This window comes from Lysinibacillus sp. OF-1 (assembly GCF_028356935.1).
GTDB lineage: Bacteria > Bacillota > Bacilli > Bacillales_A > Planococcaceae > Lysinibacillus > Lysinibacillus fusiformis_D.
In genome coordinates, this window is sequence record NZ_CP102798.1 from 2,290,352 (window position 1) to 2,311,763 (window position 21,412).

The following is a 21,412-nucleotide window of genomic DNA, read 5'->3' on the forward strand; positions in this document are numbered from 1 at the left end:
TTTGCTCCAAACATTAGTAAGAGTCATCTATTAAAGAAACGCCATTTTGCATTAGAATGGTGTTTTTCTTTTTATTAATAATATTAATTAGGTAATTAACTTTATTGATATTTTCATTGAATAAATTAATTTTATTATTTACTTTTTTAAATTATTTGGTATATAATCAATTTAACTTAAAGGAAGGAGTTCACTATGGCTTATCAAGTAATCACAAATTGTCCTGTCTGCAGTAAAACATTAAAAATTACGAAGTTACAGTGTTCTCATTGTCAAACGACGATTGAAAATGAGTTTGAATTGTCGAAGCTAGCATCCTTATCACAGGATCAGCTTCATTTTGTGGAAGTATTTTTAATATGTCGAGGGAATATTAAGGAAGTAGAAAAGGAACTGGGCATTTCGTACCCAACTGTGCGAGGCAAGCTAAATGACATTATCTCATCTCTTGGCTATGTCCAAAAGAAGAAAAATGAAGTAGACGAGAAAAAAATTGTAAGCATGTTGGAAAATGGCGAAATCACAACTGATGAGGCCATAAAGCTCTTAAAAGACGAATAGGGAGGAATGCTACATGAAAGAGGAAATTACTAAAGTGTTAACCATGATTCAAGAGGGGAAAATTGATGCTGAAAAAGGGTCAGAGCTGATTCAAGTGTTACAAGAGAAAGAGGAGTCAGGTAACAAATTTCTGGAAAAAACGAAGTATTTAGATAAAACGTTAAAGGTTCGTGTGGTGTCCACTGAAAATGATAATGTCACTGTGAATTTGCCTATAAAACTTGTCAAGGCTGTGTTAATGGCTGGACACAGTATCGCTGCGAGTATTCCGCAATCGGAAAAATACGTGAAAGATATCGATATCAATCTTCTTCTTGAAGCCATCGAAAATGAATTAGATGGACAAATTGTGGACATAAAATCGGCAAACGGAGATACCGTTTCAGTTTTCATTGAGTAGAGGCGACTTATGATGCATGTAAAAGTGAAAGCAAAAGACGTTCGCTTTACCGTTCCTGTTCCATATGCTGTGCTAACCATTGTTCTTTCCATTTTGACTTCAAAATGGATTCAGCAAAGTGTCAACAAATGGACAAAGGCATACTTCGACAGAAAAAAAATCGACTTTTCCTTTCCATTCATTGACAAAGAAATGCTCAAGCCTATTATCAAGGAACTACAAAATTATAAAGGGCTCGTGCTAGTAGATGTCAAGGCGCAAGACGGTACAGAGGTTAAGGTTAGACTGTAATAGCCTAATAGTTAAGATGAGAGCATGTTTTCATAAAAAGCATGCTCTTTGTTATTTAAAGAGAATTCTTTGCAAAAGAACTATCTAAATTCCACAATTTGTCCTCTAGATTGTCTAAGCGTGTTTTTGTTCTTTTCTCAAGATAATCTGGTAGCTCATTTTTACTGAAATAGGTAAGATTCAAACTCTCACCATCCCTCATCTCTAGTATACCACTGACATTTTTCGCACTATAAAGATGAATAACTGTATAGATTTCATCCCCATTTGGATATTGAAAATAATAATCTGGCCCTGAAAAAACACCAATCAAGTCCAATTCATTCGCTACCAGTCCTGTTTCTTCATGAAGTTCACGAGTAGCAGCTTCTTCTAGCGTTTCATTCAGTTCCATTGAGCCACCAGGTAATCCCCAATCCAACGTATCTGAACGATGTTGAAAGAGAATTTTCTTATCATCGTTGACTACAAGAATTGTCGCCCCGATACTGATAATCGGTCTACTACCGATGTGTTTCCTTAATTCTGAAATATAGCCCATATGTGCTCCTCCTCTATATTATAAAAAAACTATTCGCCTTTTTTATTATAAAGACCTCTATTTTACTTATAACCCTTGAAAATGGATTTATTGGTATAGATGAACAATCTTTTTTTGTACAAAATAATGCTCAAAAATGCAGAATAGTCAATCAAAAATGAAAAATAGCTTTTTATAATCAGTCTTTTCTGAATTTTACCTATATTGATTGTTTTGAAAACTCTATGTTAAGGTAAATAGACAAATTGAATATGCTAAATTTTGGTGGTTCAAATGGGGTTCATTCCATTTGATTAAAAGGGAAGTTGGTGAGAGTCCAACACTGTCCCGCAACTGTATTTAGGAGCTCGATAACAAGGCCACTGTTTTGTTTGTCAAAATGGGAAGGTGTTATTGAAGTGTTGATTATAAGTCAGGAGACCTGCCACAAAATAAGCATCAATTGACCTACGAGGATAGGGAGGTGTTAGCTACTGCATGATTTTTGTGAATTCCTGTAAATTCACTGTTATTTGGTCTGTCATGCTTTTGTAGATTAACAACTTCTAAAAAGGGGTAGAAGTTGTTTTTTTGTTGTTCTTTCGTGTTGGAATGGTAACGCTTACAAGAATAATTAAACAAAGGGGCTGTCATTGAATGGAGTTAACTTATTCACCAGGTCTTGATGGGGTCATTGCTGCTGAAACAAAATTATCTTTTTTAGACACTGTAGGAAGTCAAATTGTTATTCGAGGCTACGACTTGATTGAATTATCACAAAGATATTCGTATTTAGACATTGTCTACCTACTACTGCATGGCGAAATTCCTACTGCCGAGCAACAGGCTGACTTACAGGACAAATTAAAAGCACATTATCAGGTTCCACAAGAGATCTTCCAAATCTTCAAGCTCTTGCCTAATGAAACACATGCGATGGATGGACTGAGAACTGGAATTTCTGTTTTAGCAGGCTTTGATCAGCACATCAATGATCGTTCTACTGAAATGAACTTGACGCGAGCTTATAGACTTTTAGGCGGTATGCCTAACATCGTAGCCAATAGCTATCGTGTCTTAAACGGACAAGATGTTGTGGAGCCAGATAGTCAGCTTTCCTATAGCGCCAATTTTTATTACATGATTACTGGTAGAAAACCAACGGCGTTAGAAGAAGAAATTTTTGATCAGTCTCTCGTTTTATATAGTGAGCATGAGATGCCAAATTCGACGTTTACAGCTCGTGTTATTGCCTCTACACAATCTGATTTGTACGGTGCTTTAACTGGAGCTGTCGCATCATTGAAAGGAAATTTACATGGAGGGGCCAACGAGGCAGTCATGTACATGCTTCTAGAAGCCAAAACAGTAGCAGGCTTTGAAGCCTTGCTGAAAAATAAACTGCAAAATAAAGAAAAGATTATGGGCTTTGGTCACCGTGTTTATATGAAAAAGATGGACCCAAGAGCACAAATTATGAAAGAGGCTTTGCATAAATTATGTTTGGCACAAGGGGATGATCGCTTATATCACATGTGTGAAGCTGGTGAGAAGGTGATGGCACAAGAAAAGGGCTTGTACCCAAATTTAGATTATTATGCAGCACCAGTATACTACATGCTTGGCTTGCCAATTGAAATCTATACACCTATCTTTTTTGGCTCACGAACAATTGGCTTATGTGCTCACGTCATTGAGCAGCATGACAATAACCGATTATTTAGACCTCGTGTCCATTATATTGGCGAGCGTCATAACCTTGAAGAATTGTCGGTATAATCAAGTTTTAACAACTCGCCATAGAGCTGATGGGCATTCTGACCAATGCCTATCAGCATACTAGTATATCAAATTCATGCCTTGAAGGGAAGATATAGATGATTAAAACAAATGACATATCTAAGACAGATCAATTACTTACAGATATTGCGGATTATGTAGTCAATACAACTATTACAAGTGAAGAAGCATACGAAACGGCACGCTATGTATTATTAGATACATTAGGGTGTGGCATTTTGGCCTTACAATATCCTGAATGCACGAAACTTCTTGGCCCAGTAGTACCAGGCACAGTCGTTCCTAATGGTACACGAGTTCCAGGCACTTCCTATGTTCTTGATCCTGTAAAAGGTGCCTTTAATATCGGTTGTATGATTCGTTGGCTGGATTACAACGACACTTGGCTTGCGGCTGAATGGGGACACCCTTCCGATAATTTAGGGGGCATATTAGCTGTGGCTGATTATTTGAGTCGCGTGCGTGTTGCTGAAGGGAAAGAGCCACTTAAAATGAAAGACGTATTAGAAATGATGATACAGGCCCATGAAATACAAGGTATTCTCGCATTAGAAAATAGCTTAAATCGTGTTGGGTTAGACCATGTACTGTTTGTCAAAATTGCGACAACAGCTGTTGTGACAAAGGCATTAGGTGGCACTCATCAGGAAATTGTCAACGCCTTATCAAATGCTTGGATTGATAATTCGAGCCTACGAACATATCGCCATGCACCGAATACGGGTTCTAGAAAATCATGGGCTGCTGGTGATGCAACAAGCAGGGCAGTACACTTAGCCATGATGGCTGTGAAAGGCGAAATGGGCTATGCAACGGCCTTATCTGCACCTGGCTGGGGCTTCCAAGATGTTCTCTTTAATAAGCAAGAATTAAAGCTTGCTAGACCACTAGCATCTTATGTGATGGAAAATGTTCTATTTAAAGTTTCTTATCCAGCTGAATTCCATGCACAAACAGCTGCCGAATGTGCCGTTCATTTACACAATGAAGTGAAAAATCGTTTACAGGACATTGAACGCATTCAAATTACGACCCATGAATCCGCTATACGAATTATCGATAAGGAAGGACCTCTTAATAACCCAGCTGATCGTGATCACTGTCTTCAATACATTACAGCAATAGGGCTTATCTATGGCGATATTACAGCAGACCACTATGAAGATGAAGTGGCTGCAGATCCACGTATCGATAATTTAAGAAATAAAATGGTGGTTGTGGAAAAACCCCAATATACAATTGATTACCTAGATCCTGAGAAACGTTCGATTGCCAATGCTGTTCAAGTTTATTACAAAGATGGCACATCATCTGAGCTTATTGAATGTGAATATCCTTTAGGACACCGTTTCCGTCGTGAGGAAGCATTCCCTCAAATCATCGATAAGTTCCAGCAAAACATTAGCACCCATTATTCCCAAAAACAATACAGTAAGATTAATGAAGTTTGTGCTGATCAAGCACTTCTTGAAAATAGTGCTGTTCATGAATTCGTTAATTTATTTGTTTAACTTCTTTCAGGAAATTAAAGCCTCTGGCGAATGTCACGAATCGGGAAGGAGTTAATAAAGGATGTTAGCCTAAAATCCTCCCATCCTTGCGATAACGGCTAACTGACCTGCATCACAGCCGCTTTCGGACGTAAATATGCCGAGGCATCATTGATTATTAGGAGGTTTTTATAGATGGCGTGGATTGTAAATGAAGCAATAGCACAAAAACAATTGGCTGAACAATTTCGAACACTCATTACTCGTTCAACGATTTTACAAATCCCAGGAGCTCATGATGCAATGGCTGGCTTAATGGCTAAAAAAGTTGGCTTTGAGGCATTATATCTTTCTGGCGCTGCCTACACTGCCAGTAGAGGCTTACCTGATTTAGGCATGATTTATTCAAATGAAGTTGCACAGCGTGCGAGCGAAATTATTCGTGCGACTAATTTACCGTTGCTAGTGGATATCGATACTGGCTTTGGTGGTGTCTTAAATGTTGCCCGCACAGCTCGTGAAATGGTAGAGGCTGGAGTAGCTGCTGTACAGCTAGAGGATCAAAATCTTCCAAAAAAATGTGGTCATTTGAATGGGAAAACACTCGTTGCTCAAGAGGAAATGATACAAAAAATAAAAATGATTAAACAAATAGCTCCTACGTTAGTAATTGTTGCCCGCACAGATGCAAGGTCTGTAGAAGGTTTAGAGCAGGCTATTTTAAGAGCTAAAGCTTATGTAGCAGCTGGGGCAGATGCCATTTTTCCAGAGGCTCTCCAAACAGAAAAGGAATTTAAACATTTTGCTAGTGAGCTAGATGCTCCGTTATTAGCCAATATGACTGAATTTGGACAAACACCGTATTATACGGCTAAGGAATTTGAAAAGATGGGCTATTCGATGGTTATATATCCCGTTACATCGATGAGAGTAGCAGCCAAAGCCTATGAGCAAGTGTTTGGCTTAATAAAAAAGACAGGGACTCAAAAAGAAGCTATTGAGGATATGCAAACAAGAAGTGAATTATATGAAACCATCTCCTATTACAAATTTGAAGATTTAGATAGTGAGCTGGCGAAAACCATCTTACCTAAAGAGGAAATAAAGTAGGAGAAAAGTTTACTTTTCTCCTCTTTCTTTCAAGGAGGACTAGCATGGATACATTAGAAAACAAAAGGACCATTTTTACACCTGAGGACTTTCAGGAGGAGGAAGGGCTCATAGCAAAAACCGCAGAGCTGTTCATCAAACAAGATGTTGCCACTAATATGGCAGCTATTGAGCAGCATCAATATGACATCACTCGGCGGTTATTTCAAAAAGCTGGTGATCTTGGTTTACTAGCCATCGAAATACCCGAGGCCTATGGAGGGCTAGAACTTAATAAAAAAATTTCCGGGTTAGTTGCAGAAAGAATGGGCTATGGCAGCTCATTCAGTGTATCTTACAATATTCACGCAGGAGTCGGCACATTGCCCTATGTCTATTTTGGCGATGCGTCCCAAAAGCTGAAATACCTACCAAAGCTAGCTTCAGGTGAATGGATTGGTGCTTACGCTCTGACGGAGCCAGACGCAGGCTCAGATGCACTACATCCCAAAACAAATGCCATTTTAAACGAGGACGGCTCTGCATGGGTAATAAATGGTGAAAAGCAATGGATTACCAATGCACAGCTAGCAAATCTCTTTGTTGTTTTTGCGAAAACGAGTGAAGGCATGACTGCATTCATTGTAGAACGTACATTTAGCGGTGTATCTATTGGACAAGAAGAGGAGAAAATGGGCATTAAAGGCTCCTCGACTGCTACGCTTATTTTACAGGATGTTGTCGTGTCGAGGGAAAATGTTCTTGGCGAGGTTGGAAAAGGCCATAAAGTAGCGATGAATATATTGAACATGGCACGCTTAAAGCTAGCTTTCTCCAACATCGGCACTTCCAAGCAGGCACTTCAGTTAGCTGTAACGTATGGTAGGGAACGGAAGCAATTTCACCAACCAATCGTTCATTTTACCATGATACAGGAAAAACTTGCGGATATGGCAACCTCCATCTATGGGGCGGAAAGCGCTGCATACAGGACAGCAGGAGAAATAGATGATGCGATGGAAGTTACGGATAAAGAGTCAATGGTTCAAAAAATAGCTGATTTCGCTCTGGAATGCGCACTCAATAAAGTCAATTGCTCAGAAGTGCTTGGGGAAATTGTAGATGAAGCTGTACAAATCCATGGTGGCTATGGCTATATGCAAGACTACGAGGTTGAACGCTTATATCGTGACGCTAGAATTAGCCGTATTTTTGAAGGAACAAATGAAATCAACCGTTTAACAATGGCGAAGCTACTATATAAGAAGTATTCACAAGCAACCTCTACCGAAAATGCTCCAGTAGCATATCAACCAGCAGAAAAGAATCAGCAATACATCCGTCTTGCCAAGTACTTAATGCAAATAGCCATCGCTGTCATTGCTGACGCACAGATTCAATTGGAGCAAGAGCAGGAATATATGCGTCTGCTAGCTGATATAGTAAAAGATATTTATGTTATGGAAGCTTCTTTACTGCGGACGGAAAAGAACGCATGTGACAATATGAAGCATTTGATGACAGATATTCTTTGTCAGGAAGGCTATCGTAAAATAGAAAAAAGGACAATCGACATTATTTGTGCTGCTGAAACAAATGAACAAAAGCGAAAAACAAGGCTAGATCATATTCAGCGCTTAAACATCCCACTCCACCAGAATCTCTTTATGAAAAAGCGAGAGATTGCAAGAGGGATTATCAACAATCCAAAATCGATCAGTTCATTATCATAAACAGGAGGGAAAATCATGGTTGATACATTTGCCAATGTTAGTAAAGAAGGTGCCATCACGCTTATTCATTTAAATCATCCACCAGCAAATACGTTGTCATCAGCTTCTATTGAACATCTTCGTGTCATTTTTAAAGAATTAGCTGAGGATGAAGAGACGAGAGCCATCATTGTGACCGGCTCTGGACGATTTTTTGCTGCGGGAGCAGATATAAAGGAATTTGTTGCTGCCTTTGGGCAACAGGATAGAGCATTACAAATGGCTGAGGCAGGCCAAGCGCTATGTGATGAAATTGAAGCCATGAAAAAGCCTGTTATTGCTGCTATTAATGGGCCAGCCCTTGGAGGAGGACTGGAGCTAGCGTTAGGCTGTCATTTCAGGATTGCTTCAAGTAATGCCATTGTTGGTTTACCAGAATTAAAGCTTGGCTTACTGCCGACATTCGGAGGCACTCAACGACTGGGCAGAATAACAACGCAAGCAAAGGCTCTACAATTAATTTTAACAAGCCAGCAATTAAGTGCTGACGAAGCACTACAACTAGGTATTATTCAAGTGGTGACGGAGCCAGATGAGCTTCTGCCAACTGCCAAAGCCCTTGCTCAGTCTTTTGTTGAGGGCAAAAGTATGACAAGTGTATCCCGTACAATTGAATGTATAATTCAAGGCGGGAAGGATCATCTCCAAAAAGGGTTGGAATTAGAACGAACACGCTTTGCTGAGTTATTTTTAACAGCGGATGCTAGAGAAGGCGTTCAAGCGTTTATAGACAAAAGACAGCCCAACTTTAAACATTTGTAAGGGAGGAAACTACTATGACAAATGAAGTAATATTTTCCGTCAGTGAGGGTGGCGCAGCAAGCATTACGCTGAATCGTCCTCAAGCTTTAAACTCACTTTCTATAGAAATGCTAAAGCCCATTGGTGAGAAACTAAAGGAATGGCAGGCGAATGATCAAATTCACTTGATAATTCTAAGAGGTACTGGCGAAAAGGGCTTTTGTGCTGGGGGTGATATTAAAACACTCTATAAAGCTCGCTCCAGTCAGGAAGCTTTCCAAAATGCCGAAATCTTTTTTGAGGAAGAATATCACATAGATAGGGCAATCTATCACTACCCAAAGCCTATCATTGCTTGCCTTGATGGCATTGTCATGGGAGGTGGGGTTGGTTTAACGTATGGGGCTAGCCACCGAATTGTTACAGAACGAACAAAATGGGCTATGCCAGAAATGAATATTGGCTTCTTTCCTGATGTTGGAGCTGCCTATTTTCTAAATAAAGCGCCTGGCTATGTAGGATATTACTTAGCTTTGACAGCATCGATCATCCAAGCTGCAGATGTTCTCTTTGCTAATGGTGCGGATAGCTATATGACGAGCGATCATTTACACGCATTCCTCACACGCATTGAACAAACGGACTGGCATACAGTGGAGACTGACACAGCTCTAAAGCAATTAATAGAGGACTATTCAAGTACACCAACAGCAAACAGTGAGCTTGCCAGCCTTCAAAATGAAATCGATCAACATTTCTCAAAACATACAGTGGAGAAGATAGTCGAATCCTTAGACAATGACCCAAGCAAATTTGCACAAGAAACAAAGCAGTTGCTTCTATCTAAATCTCCATCATCCTTAAAAATTACATTAAAGCAGCTGATAGATGCCCAACATAAAACGGTAGAAGAATGCTTTGCGACTGATTTAATCTTGGCAAAAAACTTTTTAAATCATGAGGATTTCTATGAAGGGGTTAGGTCTGTCGTCATTGATAAGGATCGAAATCCTCAGTATATCTATCAAACATTCGCTGATTTTACAGATGATATACTTGAAAAATTCTTTCAAGACAGTAGTGAAACCGTAAAGAAGTAAGAACAATGATATCTTCGCTCAATAAATGCTGAAACCATCTACTTGTTAAGAGGTAGGTGGTTTCTTAAGTGTTGTTCTGTAGATTTTCATAGGGTTTTGTCAGAGAAAGTAGAATGATATGTTATACTATAAAAAACGGAATAAAAGGATAAAGGTACAAATTCAATAGAATTTGTTTAAAAGGGAAGAACGGTGAAAAGCCGTCGCTGTCCCGCAACTGTAATTGGGAGCACATTTTAAAAACCACTGTTATGTATGTAATGGGAAGGGAAAAATGTGTGATGATCATAAGCCAGGAGACCTGCCTTTATCTAGTACAGCCAAAACCTACGCGGATAGGGGGTGTTGAGTGTGACGAATTACCTTCATCATACTCATAGTGCGACAACCAAAAAAAGAGTCTCTATTCAATATAGACGACTTATTTTATATTGGTTGAAGAACTATGAAGTATGTCAGTCATAGCTAGCATCTTCCCATTAGGGCAAGATGTTTTTTTTATGAATAAATAGGGGTGAACAAGATGACATCACATTCAATTTCATTTTATATAAATCAGTTAAAGCAGCAAATTATGAACAACCTTTCTGGTGAGCATATTAGGCCTTTACAGCTTTATATTAGGAAGTTAATAGAAGAAAACCCAAATGATTATACATCTATTAATGATGCCTATTTAACGATCAAGCTTGAATTAGTCAAGACATGTCATGATAGTAGATAAAAAATCTGAAGTGAAGTGAATAATTAAATGGAATGCAAAATGAACAAATCTGAAGACATAATGGACAACATAGATATGAATCAAAAAGTTTTATATAGAAAATTGGATCATTTTGAAATGGAAAGAGGCTTGGTATTAGAAAGTTTAGACATTTTTCTAAGATGGAATCAACAAACACAATACCTTTCCGAAGACAAGCTTCAAAAGCTTTGGATGAAACTGGTAAGGAAGTATAAATTCTCTCTCGATGAATGGGAAAGAACCGCTGGTCGTACAAATATCCATGCTTATCTAGTGAAGGAGCAAGGGCATGGGTTACAAAAGTTGATGCGCTTTTACAAAGATCGACACGGCATAAAATGGTTGGAAAATGCATTTCATTATGGAATGTCATTGCTCATTGAAGTTGGAAAAATGCCTGGATTAGAAATGTTTTTCCTAACAAATTTAATATGTTACAGATGGGAAAAGGATTATTTAGAGGATGCAGATGTTCAACAGTTTTTTTGTCATTCAATAAATGGTAAAGTGAAGGAGGTCTATGAAAGTTTCAGGGCTTTCGATCAAGAACAGAATCTGTTAACCGCAACTACTCTCTATAAACTTTTATCAAAATATAATCCTCATTTTCAAGTGAATTCGGCAGCAACGCCTGAATTTTATAAGGAATTGTCCTTATTTGTCGAAATCGAGTAATCCATACGTTCGACATGTCAAACAGTCTATTATTCTTTAGAATATAGGCTGTTTCTATGTGAAATACGCTAGTATATTTAATGCTCATAGATCCGTAGTAACAAAAAATCTCGTACATAGTTTAGATACACAATGAATTAAGATATAAGTAATAGATGGTGAAATTCCTTCGAAAGTTATGATTGAAAATAATGAATAATCAAAAAATAAAGAAGTTTAGAATCTAGATTTACTTTTTATATGAAGGATGGTACACTTAAAACTATTGAACAACAACTATATATTGTGTTCGTTTTATATAGGTGCTACTATATGTAGTTTAAAAGGGAAGTTCGGTACAATTCCGACGCTGTCCCCGCAACTGTGAAGCTGACAATGATTACAACCACTGTGCATTCGCATGGGAAGGGAATCAGAGGATGAAGCAAAGCCAGGAGACCTGCCTCTATAAAACAATTAATCATTTCTTCGGGGATTAAGAAATGGGAACGTCAGTATTTTTGGTATGGTAACGTTTCCATTTAGCTATCTCTCTAGAGGAGATAGCTTTTTATTATATGAAAAGAGGGATTTTTATGAAACTTTATACGAAAACAATCTGTCCAAAATGCCTTTGGGTAAAATCTGAATTACAACGTGCAGGACTTGATGCAGAAATTGTCAACATTGATCACGATGAACAAGCTAAACAAACAATAATCGATGCAGGTTTTTTAAGTGTGCCTGTTTTAGAAATGAATAATACATTTATAGGAGATGTTAAGGACATAGTTTCTCATATTGAGATGATTGTTCTATGATCGTTTACGCAAGTCGTACAGGAAATGTCCGGAATATTGTTTCCAAATTAAGGGCAGAGTCTGTTGAGCTCTCTGAGGAATTACAATTGAATAAGCCTTATCTTTTAATTACTTATACTGATGGCTTAGGCGATATCCCTGCAAAAGTGGAACGTTTTTTAGAAAAAAACAGAGATTTTTGTAAAGGTGTAGTTGCCAGTGGCAATAGTAACTTTGGGCACAACGTATTTGGGGCTGCTGGCGAGAAAATCGCTGCTACCTATCATGTACCCTTAGTGAGAAAATTAGATTTACGAGGCAATCAAACAGATTATGAAGCCATACAAACGTTTTATGAAACGAGGGTAATAAGATGAAAACCTATTTAAAGCTAAATAATGACGTACTGAATCGTTATAGTTCAACTGGGCTACTTGAATTAGAAAAGGATCGTGAAGCTACACGCCGCTACTTTTTAGAATATGTCAACGTGCGTTTACGTTACTTTATTGATATTGAAGAAAAAATCCGTTATTTAGTTGATGAGGGCTACTACGAGAAAGCATTTATCGACATGTATGAAATGGAATTTATTAAGAAGCTGTACAAAAAAGCATATGATTATAATTTCCGCTTCCCATCCTTTATGAGTGCAAGTAAATTTTACGATAGCTATGCTATGAAAAGTCGTGATGGAGAAGAGATTTTAGAAAAATATGAGGACCGTATTGTCATTATCGCCTTGTATTTAGCACAAGGGAATACGGTGCTAGCAGAACGTTCTGTCGAAGCAATGATGGAAGCTTATCAGCCTGCTACACCAACAGCATTAAATAGTGGTAAAAAAGCACGTGGTGAATTAGTGAGCTGCTTTAAATTATCGATGGATGATTCCATGAATAGTATTGCTGAAAATATTGGTTATTGCTTAGAGCTATCAAGACTTGGCGGTGGGGTTGGAGTTAACTTAACTGATTTACGCCCTTTAGGTGACCCTATTAAAGAGATTCTAAATCGTGCCAGTGGTGTCATCCCAGTTGCTAAACTGTTAGAAAATTCTTTCAGTTATTCCAATCAACTAGGGCAGCGAAATGGCTCTGGTGTTGTCTATTTAAATATTTTCCATGCAGACATTGAAAATTTTATTTCATCTAAAAAACCGAATGCCGATGATAAAATTCGCCTCGCAACATTATCAACAGGAATAATTATACCAAGTATTTTCTTCGAACTTATGAAACGTGATAAAGATATTGTCTTGTTCAGCCCATATGATATTTTCAAAGAATATGGCAAACGCATGTCTGAGATTTCCATTTCAGATATGTACTATGAGCTACTTGATAACCCTAAAATTCGTAAAATTAAACGTTTGAATGCACGTAGGCTGTATACAGAAGTGAAAAAAGCACAATTTGAATCGGGCTATCCGTTTGAAATTTTTGATGATAATGTCAATGAAGTGCATCCTTTAAAAAACATCGGTCGCGTAAAAATGTCCAATCTATGTACCGAAATCCTGCAAGTTCAAGAAACAAGCATTATTACAGATCAAGATCAACCGAATGACTATGGATTAGATGTATCCTGTAACTTAGGGTCGATTGATATTCATGCAGCAAGTAAGGTCAATGATTTCGAAGCCTTAATCGATACGGCTATGCACCTATTAACAAATGTGTCGCAAATGACGCACATTAAAAATGTACCGTCTGTTGCAAAAGCCAATCAATTAATGCATTCAGTAGGGCTTGGTTGTATGAACCTCCACGGCCATCTTGTGACGGAGGGCATTTTATATGGCTCTAAAGAGTCGATTGCTTTCATGGATCGTTTTATGGAAGCGATGAACTTTTATTCACTCAAATCATCGATGGAAATGGCTAAAGAAAAAGCTGCAACTTTTTATCGATTTGAGGACAGTGATTATGCATCAGGTAGCTACTTTGACCAATATGTCAATAAAATCGACGAAGAACTATCACCTGTTGTGTTAAAAGCACTTGGCAATATTCCAATCATTACGAAAAACATGTGGGAAACGCTTAAGCAAGATGTGATGCAATATGGTCTATTCCATTCCTATCGTTTGGCTATTGCACCAACTGGCAGTATTTCCTACATACGTAGCTGTACGGCTTCTATTGCGCCATGTACTGAGCGTGTAGAGGTTCGTGATTATGCAGATAGTAGAACGATTTATCCAATGCCTCATTTAACAAATGATAACAGTCATTTATATGTAGAGGCATATGATGTTAATCCGTATGATTTAATTGATTTGTACGCTGCTTCTCAAAAACACGTTGACCAAGGTATTTCCATGACGCTTTATGTAACAGATAATTGGACAACTGAACAATTAGCTAAAGTATACATTTATGCATGGGTAAAGGGCATTAAGTCCGTTTACTATGTTCGTCAACGATTACAAAGCTTAGAGGAGTGTGTAGCATGTCAAATATAATTTATGAGGCGGTCAATTGGAATAAGGCAACGAGTGAACTTGCCCAAATATTTTGGGACCAGCAATGGAAGCAAATTTGGTTTCCTGAGGAAATTGCGGTCAGTAAAGATATCAAACAGTGGAAAAGCTTTGAGCATCAAGACACGTATAAAAAAGTGTTCGCGGGATTAACGTTACTGGATACAGTTCAGACCAATATAGGGATGAATCGTGTGGCCGCTTATACAGACGATTTACAAGAGAAGGCTGTCCTAACCGTTTTTGATGCATTTGAGGCAATCCACGCCAAATCCTATTCTTATATTTTTACAACGCTTTGTACAAACGAAGAAATAGATGAGTTATTTGAATGGGTCAAAAAAAATGAATTTCTACAATATAAGGCCAATAAAATTGCGGATATTTATAATAGTATCGAAGAAAACGATCCAGAAAGCTTATGGAAAGCGATGTTCTCCTCCGTTATGCTCGAATCTTTCCTTTTCTATTCTGGCTTTTTCTACCCGCTGTACTTAGGAGGACAAGGCTTCCTACGAAACAGTGCTGAGATTATTTCACTTATTTTACGCGACGAATCCATCCATGGTGTCGCAGTTGGATTTTTTGCTCAAAATCTATTCAAGCAATTTTCAAAAGAAAAACAAGAAGAGCTCAATTTATGGGGCTATGAGCTATTATTAGATTTATATCAAAATGAAATGAAATATACGGATGATATTTATGCGGAAACAGGATTATCACCTGAAGTGAGAGCCTATGTACGATATAATGCTAATAAAGCCTTAATGAATGTTGGTTTTGAAGCAATGTTTCCAGAAGAAGAAGTCAATCCGATTGTGATGAACGGTATTCGTAATGAAGGCTCCACATACGATTTCTTTTCACAAAAGGGAGCTACCTATGCTAAAGCAAAAGTAGCGCCAATTACAGATGACACATTTAATTTTAATCGTTAGGATGGAGAACAATGAACGTAGAAGTAAAAATCAAAAGAGTACACGCGGATGCAATACTACCAATGCAAGCCAATCCTGGTGATGCGGGCATGGATCTCTACTCCATTGAAGCAGTAGAAATACCAGCAGGCGTAGCCAAACTTATTAAAACAGGTATACAGATTGAATTACCTAAAGGAACGGAAGCCCAAATTCGACCAAGAAGTGGACTAGCATTAAAGCATAGTGTAACCGTACTGAATAGCCCAGGCACAATTGATGAAGGCTACAGAGGGGAAATCGGCGTTATTTTAATCAACCACGGCCAAGAACCGTTTATCGTCGAAAAATCTATGCGTATCGCCCAAATGGTCATTCAATTTGTCCCATCCATTCAATTAGTAGAAGTAGATGAATTATCACAAACGATCCGAGGAGCATCTGGATTTGGAGCAAGTGGTACTAAATAAAAAGATGACAAAGAAATCCTGTGTGTATATACATGCAGGATTTTTTTGTTGTCAGTAAGGATAGTCTGTTTAAAGCTTAGCAGAACTACACATGAAAGCAATGGACATTAAAAAAGATGACGTCGGTTACTTACCAAAGTCATCCCATTACGGCATAATCAACAACTACATCTAAAAATATCAACAGCTTTTAATTTTCATCTGTCTACCTAATAGGCAGCATATCACCACGAATATGTGCTCTTCTTTCTTTGTTCATCTTGGTAATTAACTAGATTCCAGATGAAAGATCGAAAGTATATGGTTTAAATTGGGATAATAATATAAAATTTATATATATACCATTTTTATTGTAGCTAATAGTGTTGGGATTGGGGGCGGAAATTATAAAGAAGAAATTATGGAGTACAGGTTTATTACTAGTATGTATTTTTCTCGTTGCTTGTGAGTTCAATCAACAGGAAGGGAAAGAAGCGTCTACTATTGCTCAAAAGGTGAATACAGAAGAATTTATACCAGAGGCGATAAGCCCTGGTAATTTTAGTGAATACGATATGGCACTTAAGATGGATAATGACGGGAAATTTCAGCTAGAATCAACCGTTGTCGTTAAAAACCTCTCTACCGATGATTGGGAACAATTGATATTTTATTTTATACCTAATATGTTTACAAAAGCTGTCTCACCCGAACTGGAGCATCCATCTACCATTGCGTTCCATAACATTACCATTGATGGAAAAACGGCAGCTTACACCCTTGAAAAAGATTCACTCAACATTCAGCTTCAGGAAAAATTGAAACCTCATCAAGAAATGAAAGTTTATTTTTCCTATGAGTTCACTCTGCCTGAAGAGGGCTTAAGATTTACGAAGAGTAATGGTAATTATCATTTAGCTCAATTTTATCCGATGCTTGCCACATATAGAAACCATCAATGGAACAAAGAAGATTATCGTTTTAGAGGAGAGACGTATCATACTACATTCAGCAATTTCAAATTAACCTATGACATTCCTCAGGAGTACACGTTGGTGTCTTCATTTGATCAAGAGGCATTTCCAAGCCCAAACAAAGGGTTACTTGAAGTTGAGAACGTGAAGGAAATATTTGTTGCTCTAGTAAAAGATCCAATACTAGTGGAAAAAGACGAAGACATCGCCATTAGAGTATTTGGATTTGAGGAAAATAAAAAGGAACTATATCAAGAAATAGCAGACGAGGCTTCAGCTGTCATAAATTATTTTGAAGAAATAATGGGGCCGTATCCTCTCAAACAACTAGATATTATCATAGATGGAATGGGCATGGAGTACCCAGGAATTGTAACAGCCCATACGATTTACAACAGTGGTCCTAGTAGTTCTGAGCAGATTAAAAGTACAGTGGTTCATGAAATTGCCCATCAATGGTTTTACGGGGTCATTACCAATGATCCTTTTCATCATGCCTGGTTAGATGAAGGCTTCGCGGTATTTGCTACAAATCTATTCAACTTTAAAAAATTGAATCTGAGCAAACCCTATACGATTTACAGCATTGATCCAGACCTAGTGCTTCCAGTCAATTTACCACTTGATCAATACCAATCTGATATGAGTGCATATGTCTATGGAAAATCGCCTGCAATGCTCTTGAATTTATTTGATAATAATGAAGAAATCAAAGACATTGAACAATTTTTAAAAAGTTACTATCAATTTTATAACTATAAAGAAATCGATTCCACAGAATTCGCGCGATTCACAAAATACTATTTTGATTTAAAGGACGATTCTATATTTGAGGGGTGGTTAGATCTAGATAACACTAAAAATGAATGATTTAGCAATAGGTTCTCCACGAAAGAAAAGGGATATTGTGCAAGCAGTATCTCTTTTTTTATGTTCAAAATATAACAGCTTCACGATCAGGATTTAACCACCTTTTAGAGAAAAAAACATAAATTGAAAATTAAGTATTCTCTTAACGCTAATAATAAACTATACTTACAATTAATTATAATTATAGAACAGGAGAATTGTCATGCTAAAACGGTTATTTTTTGTAAGTTTTGTATTTTATCTATGCTCTTTGATTTATGTAGAGGATAGTAGCTATGTCCATGCAATTAACAAAGATGTAGTATTTTTTGATAGTGGTACTGCTATAAATGGTAGGACGATGTTACCAATGAGAAATATATTTGAATCATTAGATGCAACTGTTGCCTGGGATTCCTCAACCCAAACCATAACAGCAAGTAAAGGGAATACAACTATTCAATTAAAGGTAAATTCGTATAAAGCAATTGTTAATGGGAAGGAGACTTTTCTAGACAACCCACCTACCATTATGAACTCAACTACAATGGTACCCGTAAGGTTTGTTAGTGAGTCTTTAAAACTACCTGTTGAATGGGATTCAACACTAAGAGTAGTTAATATAATCACAGAAGGGAAAAATATTTTTATTTATGTTAATGATCCTACAATAAATACAGATAAGAATTCTAAAATTAATAACTATAATCAATTGGTTGATTTACATAATAACCTTTTATTTGTACTACAAAATTTGGAATATGAAAAATCGTTGTATCCTAATTATTCACAAGATTACCGTAATATATTAGAGAAACAGTTAACATTGTCTAAGCTAAAATTAAAGGTAATGCAAAGAATGGAAGTAATATTAACGGAAATTATAAGACAAGGATAAACAGACAATTATTCAATCAAACTGATCCTCAACCGACATAAAAGAATGAAGGGTTGAGCATTTGGCTTTGTTATTAGATATGTAATAAAGCGTTAGAAGTTTATAAGGGGAAACTAACTCTCCATTCGCTGGCTATGAATTTTAACGCTGGTTTGTTAGATTGAAGTGTGATAAGAATTCATTTTTGATTAACCATTTCTTCAAAATGGACTCAATAAAGAACATAGACTTATCAATGATTTGAGTGAAGAATGCAGCTCTTTCTTAGTCATTGATTCAACTTAAAGTAAGAACTAATTATTAGCGAATATTACATTGGAAAGGCTACTTTAATATAAAATCCATGAAACTTTTTGACCATTTGAGGACTGTAAATAACAGTCCTCTTCTTTTTGTCGCTTACACGCGTACCAGACTTGAATAATGGTAAGAAGTTTTAAAAGTTAAAAAAATTTAAAAATTGAAAAAATATCCACAATATCTTATCATAGTAATGTAAAAGCTTACATTGAGAAGGGAGGCGGATGCCGGTGTTACGTGCATTAAAAGTAGGACTAGTAATTGAGCGAGCCAATCGGAAAAATTTAGTTGCGTTAGTCGCTGTTGCCATTATCGTTTTCGGCTTTATGTTTTATTTAAAGGCACAGGCCGTTGGTAATCAAATCGTTGAAAAAAAGGGTGACTATTATTCCATCCAGGCTGTACTGTCAAAATTTCAAGTGAAAGATGCTTCAGAATCAGGGGATGGCAGCGATTTATATAAAAATTTAACTAAACAAAAAAGCAAAATTGCTTTACAAATAGCAACATTAACAATGGATAGACAATCTATGTATTATGAGGCTTCACTTCAACTCGCTAAATTAAGGCAAGAGGCATTCGAATTAGAAGGATACGAAAATATTGCCGAGTTGTTACCCTCTAAATTACAAAATTCGATGGACTACCTTTATTTTAAATGGATGATAGATGAGGGAAAGGATACACGATCTGATCTATTTCAATACATACCGTTTTTATTATTTTTATTTAGTCACGTAGGTGCAGGCTGGTACATATTTATTAGCTTCCATACGAGTTCTATTTTACTGGATGACTTTGAGCATCCTAGTTTAATTCAAGGCTTTCCTGTGCGGTTTGATACCTATATTTTATCTAAATGTCTTATTTCTTTGTTATCCATAGTGACTAGTATTTTACTCATTTTTATTTGCGCAAGTCCGTTATGGATACTAAATGGACTTGGTAACCCACTAGAGCCTGTCGGGATTTATCTAGGAAATGCCACATTAATATCTACGCTTCAATATATCGCCATAAGTGTTGGCTATATGTTCGTCATTTCAATTTTTGTCATGCTGTTGTCGATTATTTTAAATGTGCTACTGAAAAATATGTATTTAACACTATTTGTACACTTTATTGTATTCTTTTTACCGATGATTTTTCCATCTCTTATTAGTTTATTCCCCTATAATCCTTTTAATTTCATGAACTTTAATGATATTTTACGAGGGGTACCGGTAGATTTAGCAGAGCCTGTTGCTATTACGATGAATCTAGGCTTAATCATCCTATGTTTAAGTATTATTTTAATGTTGTTTGTAATTAAAACATTCTTCTCAACAGGAAAAATCAATAGGGCATAGGGGAGGGAAAATAAGCATGTGGAGTTATTTTAAATTTGAATTCAAGCAATTTTTTTTGAATAAGAAAAACTTAGCAATATACTTTTTACTTGCTTTTGCAACCTTTTTTTATGTATTTAAAATAGCACCAGCTTACGATCCGATTGAAAGTGTAGACTCTGAGGAGATTGAGGCGCGCTATTTAACACGTCAGGAATTTTTAGATCATATGGAAGGAAGAAAATTACATGGTCTGCATCCTGCCGTTATTTTTGCTATTGAAATATTTAGCGAGATTAACCCTATAGATAAAGCAAGATTAGATGCATTAGAAAAGGGCAATTTAAAAAAATATGCAGATTTAACGCGTGATTGGTACTACTTTACCAATGCGATTACCTATAAAAGTGATTCATTTTCATATAACTCAAAGTATTTTATAAAAAATAATGAGTATGCAGAAGATGATGCCTTTTATGCTTATTTAGAGCATGCAGTCCGTTATGATGCATATTCGAAAGCAGATTATGAATTATCAACGGAAATATTTGAACAACGCACGGCACTACAAACGCTCGAACGCTTATTAAAGGGTATACTGCCCATTATATTGATTGTCTGTGTGCTACTTTTAGCAATTGATATGGTTGCCAAAGATAGACGCCATCCATCCATTTTGAAGGGGTTTCCGATTAATGATTGGAAAAAGCTCCTGGTGAAAATGGTCGTTGTGCTACTAGGTAGTGCCGTATTATTTATACCGCTTATTGTTGGCTTCTTTATTGTAGGACTACAATCTGGCTTTGGGAATTTCCATTTGCCCTCTCCAGTATATGCGCCGCATCTCGACTGGCGTATGGAAGGTAAATTTGAAATGATGACTTTAGGTACGTTTTTAGGACAATCGCTGGCTTTACTTTTTACCTGGTTCATCGTCATCATCAGCGTTGTACTATTATGCAGTATGCTATTCCGCAATGAGATGGTCAATTTCGCTGTTGGCATACTCCTTATTTTTGGTGAAAATTTTTATTTCAGCCGTTACGTTGGCTTTTTCTGGGACGTTCAAAATTATCCAACATCCTATATTCAAGTCGGACAAATTATTTCAAAACAGCGGAATTTTTATTATATGAATGATCATTTAGATTTTACTTTAGGATTACAGTTATTACTTGGACTAGCTGCCATTGTCATTTTTTTCATCATACTGACGGCATCGAACAGGCGATATAAGCTAATTAAATAG

The 21,412-nt window shown here is 36.9% G+C and carries 21 protein-coding genes and 3 riboswitches; of the genes, 20 read left to right on the forward strand and 1 reads right to left on the reverse strand.

Annotated elements, in window-relative coordinates:
• Positions 1-195: 195 nt before the first annotated feature.
• From NV349_RS11090 to NV349_RS11100, 3 genes are read left to right on the forward strand one after another with little or no spacing between them, the layout of a single operon-like run.
• The gene (locus NV349_RS11090) at positions 196-561 is read left to right on the forward strand and encodes a DUF2089 domain-containing protein (protein ID WP_271913454.1); all 366 of its coding nucleotides are present in this window, start codon (positions 196-198) and stop codon (positions 559-561) included.
• Positions 562-574: 13 nt separating this feature from the next.
• A complete protein-coding gene (locus NV349_RS11095; protein ID WP_271913455.1) occupies positions 575-961 on the forward strand; it encodes an SHOCT-like domain-containing protein in 387 nt (128 codons plus the stop codon).
• Positions 962-970: 9 nt separating this feature from the next.
• Positions 971-1,252 (forward strand): hypothetical protein, encoded by a 282-nt coding sequence (locus NV349_RS11100; RefSeq protein WP_036126328.1) that lies wholly within the window; start codon positions 971-973, stop codon positions 1,250-1,252.
• A 55-nt stretch (positions 1,253-1,307) separates the two neighbouring features.
• Here NV349_RS11100 and NV349_RS11105 read toward each other — a convergent pair whose 3' ends face one another.
• Positions 1,308-1,793: an NUDIX hydrolase gene (locus NV349_RS11105; RefSeq protein WP_271913457.1), complete on the reverse strand. Its 486-nt coding sequence runs from the start codon at positions 1,791-1,793 to the stop codon at positions 1,308-1,310.
• A 248-nt stretch (positions 1,794-2,041) separates the two neighbouring features.
• A riboswitch (cobalamin riboswitch) is annotated at positions 2,042-2,236 on the forward strand.
• Positions 2,237-2,429: 193 nt separating this feature from the next.
• Between NV349_RS11105 and mmgD the strand changes: the two genes are divergently transcribed.
• From mmgD to NV349_RS11190, 17 genes are all read left to right on the forward strand, one after another.
• Positions 2,430-3,551 (forward strand): citrate synthase, encoded by a 1,122-nt coding sequence (mmgD, locus tag NV349_RS11110; protein WP_271913459.1) that lies wholly within the window; start codon positions 2,430-2,432, stop codon positions 3,549-3,551.
• Positions 3,552-3,649: 98 nt separating this feature from the next.
• Positions 3,650-5,083: a 2-methylcitrate dehydratase gene (gene prpD, locus NV349_RS11115; RefSeq protein WP_271913460.1), complete on the forward strand. Its 1,434-nt coding sequence runs from the start codon at positions 3,650-3,652 to the stop codon at positions 5,081-5,083.
• 174 nt (positions 5,084-5,257) lie between these two features.
• On the forward strand, positions 5,258-6,172 hold the full coding sequence (gene prpB, locus NV349_RS11120; RefSeq protein WP_036126321.1) for a methylisocitrate lyase: 915 nt from the start codon (positions 5,258-5,260) through the stop codon (positions 6,170-6,172).
• 44 nt (positions 6,173-6,216) lie between these two features.
• Complete coding sequence (locus NV349_RS11125; protein ID WP_271913462.1) at positions 6,217-7,884, forward strand: acyl-CoA dehydrogenase FadE; 1,668 nt, start codon at positions 6,217-6,219, stop codon at positions 7,882-7,884.
• A gap of 15 nt (positions 7,885-7,899) precedes the next feature.
• Entirely contained in the window at positions 7,900-8,685 is a 786-nt protein-coding gene (locus NV349_RS11130) for an enoyl-CoA hydratase-related protein (RefSeq protein ID WP_271913464.1), read from the forward strand.
• Positions 8,686-8,699: 14 nt separating this feature from the next.
• Positions 8,700-9,764, forward strand: coding sequence for an enoyl-CoA hydratase/isomerase family protein (locus tag NV349_RS11135; protein ID WP_271913465.1), 1,065 nt, complete (start codon positions 8,700-8,702; stop codon positions 9,762-9,764).
• A gap of 135 nt (positions 9,765-9,899) precedes the next feature.
• Positions 9,900-10,087: riboswitch (cobalamin riboswitch) on the forward strand.
• Positions 10,088-10,287: 200 nt separating this feature from the next.
• Positions 10,288-10,488 (forward strand): hypothetical protein, encoded by a 201-nt coding sequence (locus NV349_RS11140; protein ID WP_271913466.1) that lies wholly within the window; start codon positions 10,288-10,290, stop codon positions 10,486-10,488.
• A 39-nt stretch (positions 10,489-10,527) separates the two neighbouring features.
• A complete protein-coding gene (locus NV349_RS11145) occupies positions 10,528-11,184 on the forward strand; it encodes a hypothetical protein (RefSeq protein WP_271913468.1) in 657 nt (218 codons plus the stop codon).
• A gap of 283 nt (positions 11,185-11,467) precedes the next feature.
• A riboswitch (cobalamin riboswitch) is annotated at positions 11,468-11,645 on the forward strand.
• Between the two features lie 114 nt (positions 11,646-11,759).
• On the forward strand, positions 11,760-11,984 hold the full coding sequence (locus tag NV349_RS11150) for a glutaredoxin family protein (protein ID WP_271913469.1): 225 nt from the start codon (positions 11,760-11,762) through the stop codon (positions 11,982-11,984).
• Positions 11,981-12,340, forward strand: coding sequence for a class Ib ribonucleoside-diphosphate reductase assembly flavoprotein NrdI (gene nrdI, locus NV349_RS11155; RefSeq protein ID WP_141904342.1), 360 nt, complete (start codon positions 11,981-11,983; stop codon positions 12,338-12,340). Before NV349_RS11150 ends, nrdI begins: the two co-directional genes overlap by 4 nt.
• A complete protein-coding gene (nrdE, locus tag NV349_RS11160) occupies positions 12,337-14,430 on the forward strand; it encodes a class 1b ribonucleoside-diphosphate reductase subunit alpha (protein ID WP_058844404.1) in 2,094 nt (697 codons plus the stop codon). The genes nrdI and nrdE overlap by 4 nt, the downstream gene beginning before the upstream one ends.
• Complete coding sequence (gene nrdF / locus NV349_RS11165; protein ID WP_036126298.1) at positions 14,418-15,386, forward strand: class 1b ribonucleoside-diphosphate reductase subunit beta; 969 nt, start codon at positions 14,418-14,420, stop codon at positions 15,384-15,386. The genes nrdE and nrdF overlap by 13 nt, the downstream gene beginning before the upstream one ends.
• A gap of 11 nt (positions 15,387-15,397) precedes the next feature.
• The gene (gene dut, locus NV349_RS11170; RefSeq protein ID WP_036126296.1) at positions 15,398-15,835 is read left to right on the forward strand and encodes a dUTP diphosphatase; all 438 of its coding nucleotides are present in this window, start codon (positions 15,398-15,400) and stop codon (positions 15,833-15,835) included.
• Between the two features lie 365 nt (positions 15,836-16,200).
• Positions 16,201-17,658 (forward strand): M1 family metallopeptidase, encoded by a 1,458-nt coding sequence (locus NV349_RS11175; RefSeq protein ID WP_271913473.1) that lies wholly within the window; start codon positions 16,201-16,203, stop codon positions 17,656-17,658.
• Between the two features lie 202 nt (positions 17,659-17,860).
• The gene (locus NV349_RS11180) at positions 17,861-18,535 is read left to right on the forward strand and encodes a copper amine oxidase N-terminal domain-containing protein (protein WP_080717127.1); all 675 of its coding nucleotides are present in this window, start codon (positions 17,861-17,863) and stop codon (positions 18,533-18,535) included.
• A gap of 524 nt (positions 18,536-19,059) precedes the next feature.
• Complete coding sequence (locus tag NV349_RS11185; RefSeq protein WP_271913474.1) at positions 19,060-20,184, forward strand: ABC transporter; 1,125 nt, start codon at positions 19,060-19,062, stop codon at positions 20,182-20,184.
• 16 nt (positions 20,185-20,200) lie between these two features.
• On the forward strand, positions 20,201-21,412 hold the full coding sequence (locus NV349_RS11190; RefSeq protein ID WP_058844401.1) for an ABC transporter: 1,212 nt from the start codon (positions 20,201-20,203) through the stop codon (positions 21,410-21,412).